This window comes from Caldicoprobacter sp., assembly GCF_047459465.1.
GTDB lineage: Bacteria > Bacillota > Clostridia > Caldicoprobacterales > Caldicoprobacteraceae > Caldicoprobacter.
Map to the genome: position 1 here is coordinate 1 of NZ_VSCO01000089.1, position 7,350 is coordinate 7,350.

At 50.5% G+C, this 7,350-nt stretch carries 2 protein-coding genes; both read right to left on the reverse strand.

Translation table 11 applies throughout. The features are described 5' to 3' along the window. Positions 1 to 251: 251 nt before the first annotated feature. Positions 252 to 3,818, reverse strand: a complete 3,567-nt coding sequence (gene rpoC, locus FWJ59_RS06630; RefSeq protein WP_414481181.1) for a DNA-directed RNA polymerase subunit beta' — start codon at positions 3,816 to 3,818, stop codon at positions 252 to 254. A 20-nt stretch (positions 3,819 to 3,838) separates the two neighbouring features. Beyond that, positions 3,839 to 7,350 (reverse strand): DNA-directed RNA polymerase subunit beta (rpoB, locus tag FWJ59_RS06635; RefSeq protein WP_414481182.1); only part of this gene is annotated, 3,512 nt, incomplete at its 5' end.

Genomic DNA, 7,350 nt, shown 5'->3' on the forward strand with positions numbered 1-7,350 from the left:
GGCTGAAGCATTTTTTAATTCTTCTAACATGGCTACCCCCATCTTTCACGGAAAAATGAAATTCTAGAAGACAACACACTGCAATATTTTATCATCGCCAATTAGCGCTGTCAACACGTTTAGATACAAAAAATGCCCTTTTTTTGCGCCTTTTGGCCCTAAAAATATATCTTTTTTCTGCTGGTATCGGGAACAATTCCGATACCAGCAGAAAATTTTTATATGACACACGGGTATTCCCGTCCCCAAAATTAAACCGATACAGCAGCTGTCTCCTCAGCTTTTTGGTTTTCGTCCCCTTGAGCCTTGAGCTCTTCCTCGGTGCGCACCTCGATATCCCGGTATCTGCTCATACCGGTACCAGCCGGAATGAGCTTACCGATGATGACGTTCTCCTTAAGGCCCATCAAAGGATCTATCTTACCTTTTACAGCTGCATCGGTCAATACGCGCGTAGTCTCCTGGAACGAAGCAGCCGACAGGAAGGAATCGGTAGCCAGCGATGCTTTGGTGATTCCCAACAGCACCCTCTTGGCCACAGCAGGCTGCCCGCCCTGCTGCACAATTTTCTCGTTCTCTTTCTCAAACTCGAATATGTCCACCAGACCACCGGGTAACATATCGCTGTCGCCCGGATCCTCCACCCTCACCTTGCGGAGCATCTGCCTGATGATTATCTCTATGTGCTTGTCATTTATATCTACACCCTGGTAACGATAAACCTTCTGAACCTCCTGCAGGAGGTAAGCCTGCACGCCTTTTACGCCCTTTATCTTTAATATATCGTGCGGATTGACCGAACCTTCGGTAAGCTCATCTCCCGCTTCAATCTGCTGCCCATCTTCTACCTTTATCCGAGCACCATAGGGCACCGCATAGACCTTGGTTTCTCCGTCAGGGGATGTTACGATGATCTCCCTCTTCTTCTTGGTATCGTTTATCTTGACGATACCCGAAATCTCGGAAATAAGCGCCAACCCTTTAGGCTTGCGCGCTTCAAACAGCTCCTCAACGCGGGGCAGACCCTGGGTGATGTCCTCGCCGGCAACGCCGCCCGTGTGGAAGGTTCTCATGGTCAGCTGCGTACCCGGCTCCCCTATGGACTGGGCAGCAATGATGCCAACAGCTTCTCCTACGTTAACGGGATGACCGGTGGCCAGATCTATGCCGTAACACTTAGCGCACACGCCATACTCGGTACGGCATGTAAACACGCTGCGTATGCACACCTTTTGAATGCCGGCTTTTACAATACGCTCGGCCTTTTCATGGTCAATGAGCTGATTGGTGCGTACTATAACCTCGCCTGTATTGGGGTCTACGACGTCTTCTGCAGCGTAACGCCCTAGAATCCTATCAAACAGTGGTTCGATGACCTCATTGCCTTCCCTTATTTCTGATACTTCAAAGCCCTTTACATCTTCTCCAAGCCTTGCGAAGCAGTCCTCTTCCCGCACGATGACGTCCTGGCTGACATCAACCAATCGCCTGGTAAGGTAACCCGAGTCAGCAGTACGGAGTGCGGTATCGGCCAATCCCTTTCTGGCACCATGGGTGGATATGAAGAATTCCAATACCGTCAAGCCCTCGCGGAAGTTAGAGCGTATCGGTACCTCTATGATGACGCCAGACGGGTTGGCCATAAGGCCGCGCATTCCAGCCAGCTGCCTGATCTGGTTAATGCTACCGCGTGCACCGGAGTGGGCCATCATGTACAGATGGTTAAACGGATCCATAGCTTTCAAAAGGGCTTGAGTCACCTTATCAGTGGTCTCATTCCATATTGATATGATCCTGTTGTATCTCTCCTCATCTGAGATAAGGCCACGGCGATACTGCCTCTCAACCCGTGCTACCTCTTCGTCAGCCTGTTTGAGAAGTTCCTGCTTCTCCTCAGGCACCACTATATCGGATATGCTTATTGTAATGGCACCCTTTGTAGCATAGTGGAACCCCAGCGTCTTTATTTTGTCCAATACTATGGCGGTTTGACTATTGCCGTACTTACGGTAGCACCTGTCAACTATTTCCTCCAGCACCTTTTTGTCTACCACAGTATTGATCTCCAGGTCAAAGGCTTCATCCGGATTATTCCTATCCTTAAAGCCCAGATCCTGTGGAATGGCTTCATTGAATATGACCCTGCCAGGCGTTACATCTATCAGCTTAGATACCCTTTCCCCATTTATCTCCTTTGTAACCCTCATCTTGACGCGGGCATGAAGTCCCACCTGACCGGTCTGATAGGCCATTATTACCTCATCCGGTCCAGTAAATACCCTTCCTTCGCCTTTTTCGCCCTCACGCTCAATGGTGAGATAATAGCATCCTATAACCATGTCCTGAATGGGACATACCACCGGCCGGCCATCCGATGGCTTTAGCATGTTGTTGATGGACAGCATCAAAAACCGCGCTTCGGCTTGAGCCTCCACCGACAGGGGAACGTGCACCGCCATTTGGTCACCGTCAAAGTCGGCATTGTACGCCGTACACACCAACGGGTGAATCTTTATGGCGCGTCCCTCTACTAAAACCGGCTCGAAGGCCTGGATCCCCAGACGGTGCAGGGTAGGTGCACGGTTCAACAGCACGGGATGCTCCTTTATGACCTCCTCCAGCACATCCCATACCTCAGGCCTTACGCGCTCCACCATGCGCTTTGCGCTCTTTATATTATGGGCCAAACCCTTTTCTACCAGCCTCTTCATGACGAAGGGCTTAAAAAGCTCCAAAGCCATTTCCTTTGGAAGCCCGCACTGATACATCTTAAGCTCGGGCCCCACCACGATTACAGAGCGTCCCGAATAATCCACGCGCTTTCCCAGCAGGTTTTGGCGGAAACGCCCCTGCTTGCCTTTGAGCAAATCGCTCAACGACTTAAGCGGCCTGTTGCCCGGCCCTGTGACCGGTCGTCCCCTCCTGCCGTTGTCTATAAGGGCATCCACCGCTTCCTGCAGCATTCGCTTTTCATTCCTCACGATGATATCGGGAGCTCCCAGCTCCAACAACCTCTTGAGGCGGTTATTACGATTTATAACCCGCCTGTAAAGGTCGTTAAGGTCAGAAGTGGCAAACCGGCCACCGTCCAGCTGTACCATAGGACGAAGGTCAGGTGGGATGACCGGAATTACATCCAATATCATCCATTCGGGTCTGTTGCCCGATTTCCTGAAAGCTTCCACCACTTCCAGCCGCTTGATGATGCGTATGCGCTTTTGCCCCGTAGCCGTCTTAAGCTCCTCTCGCAACTCTTTGGACAGCGCATCCAGGTCGATCTCCTGAAGCAGCTCCTTTATGGCCTCTGCGCCCATCCCGGCACGGAACCTGTTGCCGTACGTCTCCTGGTACTCCCGATATTCCCTTTCGGTCAAAAGCTGCTTTTTGACCAGAGGGGTATCGCCCGGGTCTATTACCACATAAGCAGCAAAATACAGCACCTTTTCCAAAGCCCGTGGCGACATATCGAGCAACAAGCCCATACGGCTAGGCACACCCTTGAAGTACCATATGTGGGATACCGGGGCAGCCAGTTCAATATGACCCATGCGCTCACGGCGCACTTTGGATTTAGTAACCTCTACTCCACAGCGATCGCAAATGATTCCTTTATAGCGGACCCTTTTGTACTTCCCACAATGGCACTCCCAGTCCTTGGTAGGTCCAAAAATCCTCTCACAAAACAGCCCATCCTTTTCGGGCTTTAAAGTCCTGTAGTTTATGGTTTCGGGCTTTTTAACCTCACCCCGAGACCATTCGCGGATTTTATCAGGGGAAGCTAATCTAATCTGTATAGAATCAAAGTTATTGAGTTCCACCGAAGCGTCCGCTCCCTTCTTTAATAGTCTTGTTCATCGTCGTCCATGTCCTTCAAGGCATCTAAATCGTCCAAATCCTCCAGGCCAGGTATGTCCACGATGTCGTCCAAGTCAAAGTTATCCAGCTCTTCATCTTCAAAGCCCTTCTCTTCATCTTTTTCTTCTATCGGCTCTTCCACAACCTCATCTTTTTCTCGCCCTTCTATATTCACGCCTAGCTCTTCTATGTCATCATCGACTGTTTCCTTGATGGCTATCTCCTCTTTTTCTTCTGATAGTACCTTTACGTCAAGCCCTAAACTCTGCAGCTCTTTGATAAGCACCTTAAACGACTCGGGAACACCCGGCTCTGGGATATTTTCGCCTTTTACGATAGCCTCGTATGTCTTGACGCGCCCTACTACATCATCGGATTTTACAGTCAGCATCTCTTGCAGGGTATGGGCAGCGCCATAAGCCTCTAAAGCCCAAACCTCCATCTCGCCAAATCTCTGCCCGCCGAATTGCGCCTTACCTCCCAGAGGTTGCTGAGTAACCAAGGAATAAGGTCCAGTGGAACGAGCGTGGATCTTGTCATCCACCAGGTGGACCAGCTTCATCATGTACATGTAACCTACAGTCACAGGGTTCTCAAAGGGCTCACCAGTACGGCCATCGTAAAGGGTAACTTTCCCATCCCTGCTGAAACCGGCTTTCTCAAGAGCTTCCATGATATCCTCTTCGTTGGCGCCGTCGAAAACCGGCGTAGCCACGTACCAGCCAAGGACTTTGGCCGCCAGTCCCAGATGCGTCTCCAGCACCTGTCCAATATTCATACGGGATGGAACGCCCAGAGGATTGAGAACTATCTCCAGAGGAGTACCATCAGGCAGGAAAGGCATATCCTCTTCGGGCAATATCCTGGATATGACCCCCTTGTTTCCATGGCGCCCGGCCATCTTATCGCCCACCGAGATCTTACGCTTCTGCGCCACATAAACCCTTACCATTTGATTTACACCCGGCGGCAATTCGTCGCCGTTTTCACGGCTAAACACCTTTACGTCCACCACTATTCCGCCTTCGCCATGGGGAACCCTCAGCGAGGTATCCCTGACCTCCCGGGCCTTTTCCCCGAATATGGCCCTCAACAACCTCTCTTCCGCAGTCAGTTCGGTCTCGCCTTTAGGAGTTACCTTGCCCACCAGGATATCTCCAGCCCTTACTTCAGCGCCTACCCTTATGATGCCTCTTTCATCCAGGTCCTTGAGAGCGTCTTCGCCTACGTTGGGTATTTCCCTGGTTATCTCCTCGGGCCCCAGCTTGGTATCGCGAGCCTCCACTTCGTACTCTTCTATATGGATAGAAGTGTAAACATCCTCCTTTACCAGCTTTTCGCTGATCAGGATAGCGTCCTCGTAGTTATAACCTTCCCATGGCATAAATCCGACCAAAACGTTTCGCCCCAGTGCCAGCTCGCCGTGATCGGTGGAAGGCCCATCCGCTATGACTTGTCCCTTTTCAACCCGTTGTCCCGCCTCTACAATTGGGCGCTGATTTATACAGGTACCCTGATTGGATCGGGCAAACTTTATGAGCTGGTACACCCGTTCATTACCGTTATCCTCTTTAATTATGATTTGGTCAGCCGAAACCTTTTTAACCACGCCGGACTCTTTGGCTACCACTACTACTCCAGAGTCTCTGGCAGCTCTGTACTCCATACCTGTTCCGATTATAGGCGCATCGGTGCGTATAAGTGGAACAGCCTGGCGCTGCATGTTGGAACCCATGAGAGCGCGGTTGGCGTCATCGTTTTCCAGGAAGGGGATAAGAGAAGCAGCCACAGACACGACCTGTTTGGGCGAGACGTCCATCAGCTCTACCTGTTCCCTTGGTACTTCATAAATCTGATTCCTGAACCTGGCCATGACGCGCTCGTTTGCAAAGTATCCGTTTTCATCCAGCTTCTCGTTGGCCTGCGCAATGACATACTCGTCCTCTTCATCGGCAGTTAAATAAACTATCTCATTGGTTACCCTCTTGTTTTTCTGATCTACCTTCCTGTAGGGAGACTCGATGAAGCCATACTCATTGATGCGGGCATAAACGCTGAGGGAGTTTATCAAACCAATATTAGGCCCTTCCGGGGTCTCTATGGGACAGATTCGACCATAGTGGGAGTGGTGTACGTCTCTTACCTCGAAACCTGCGCGTTCACGGCTCAACCCTCCAGGCCCCAACGCGCTTACCCTTCGTTTGTGGGTGAGTTCTGATAGAGGATTGGTCTGGTCCATAAACTGAGAGAGCTGGCTGCTGCCGAAAAACTCTTTGATGGCTGCCACCACAGGTCGAATATTTATGAGAGCTTGAGGCGTCACCGTCTCTACATCCTGTATGGTCATTCTCTCCTTGATCACTCTCTCCATGCGCGACAGCCCAATTCTAAACTGATTTTGCAGCAGTTCGCCTACGGCCCGCACGCGCCTGTTGCCCAGATGATCGATATCATCGATGTGCCCTATGCCATTAAATAGATGAATAATATAATTTACAGAAGCCACAATATCATCTGCTACTATATGTTTTGGAATAAGCCTGCTTAAGTTTTCCTTCAAAGCCTCTTTTAGCTCCCGCTCGCTTAAATTCTGGTCCAGAATCTCCTTCAAAACGGGATAGTGTACCTTTTCGTTGATGCCCACCTCTCGCGGATCAAAGCTCAAATAATGCTTTGCATCTACAAAATGATTGCCCACTATCTTGATAACTTTTCCGTCCTCCAACAATACCTCTACCTGATTGACTCCGGCATTTTGTATCATCTCAGCTTTCTCGCGGGTAATCTTTTCTCCCTCTTCAGCCAATATCTCGCCAGTGGATGGATCAACGATATCCCGCGCGCATACACACCCATTCAACCTGGTACTCAACGCCAGCTTCTTATTGACCTTATAGCGCCCCACCCGCGCCAAGTCATATCTTTTTGGATCAAAAAACAACGAAAACAAAAGCTGCTTTGCGCTCTCGACGGTAGGTGGTTCACCGGGCCTCAAACGCTTATAGATTTCGAGCAAAGCCTCTTCTTCGGTCTTGGTGTTATCCTTTTCTAAAGTATTGAGTAACCGTGGGTCTTCGCCCAGCACTTCTTTAAGCTGGCCGTCGGTTCCATACCCCAGCGCTCGCAACAGGATTGTCACTGGCAACTTGCGGGTACGATCAACGCGCACGTATATCACATCGCTGGAATCGGTCTCATATTCCAGCCATGCGCCGCGATTGGGTATAATGGTAGCAGAATACATCTTTTTGCCGCTTTTATCGGTTTGCTCGGAGTAGTAAACTCCCGGCGAACGGACCAGCTGGCTAACCACCACGCGTTCGGCTCCATTGATTATAAATGTGCCCCGTTCAGTCATCAGAGGGAAGTCCCCCATAAAGACTTCCTGCTCCTTCACCTCGCCGGTCTCCTTGTTGATGAGGCGAACGCGGACCTTTAGGGGAGCCGAATAATTCATGTCCCTGTCCTTGCACTCCTGCACCGAGTACTTGGGAT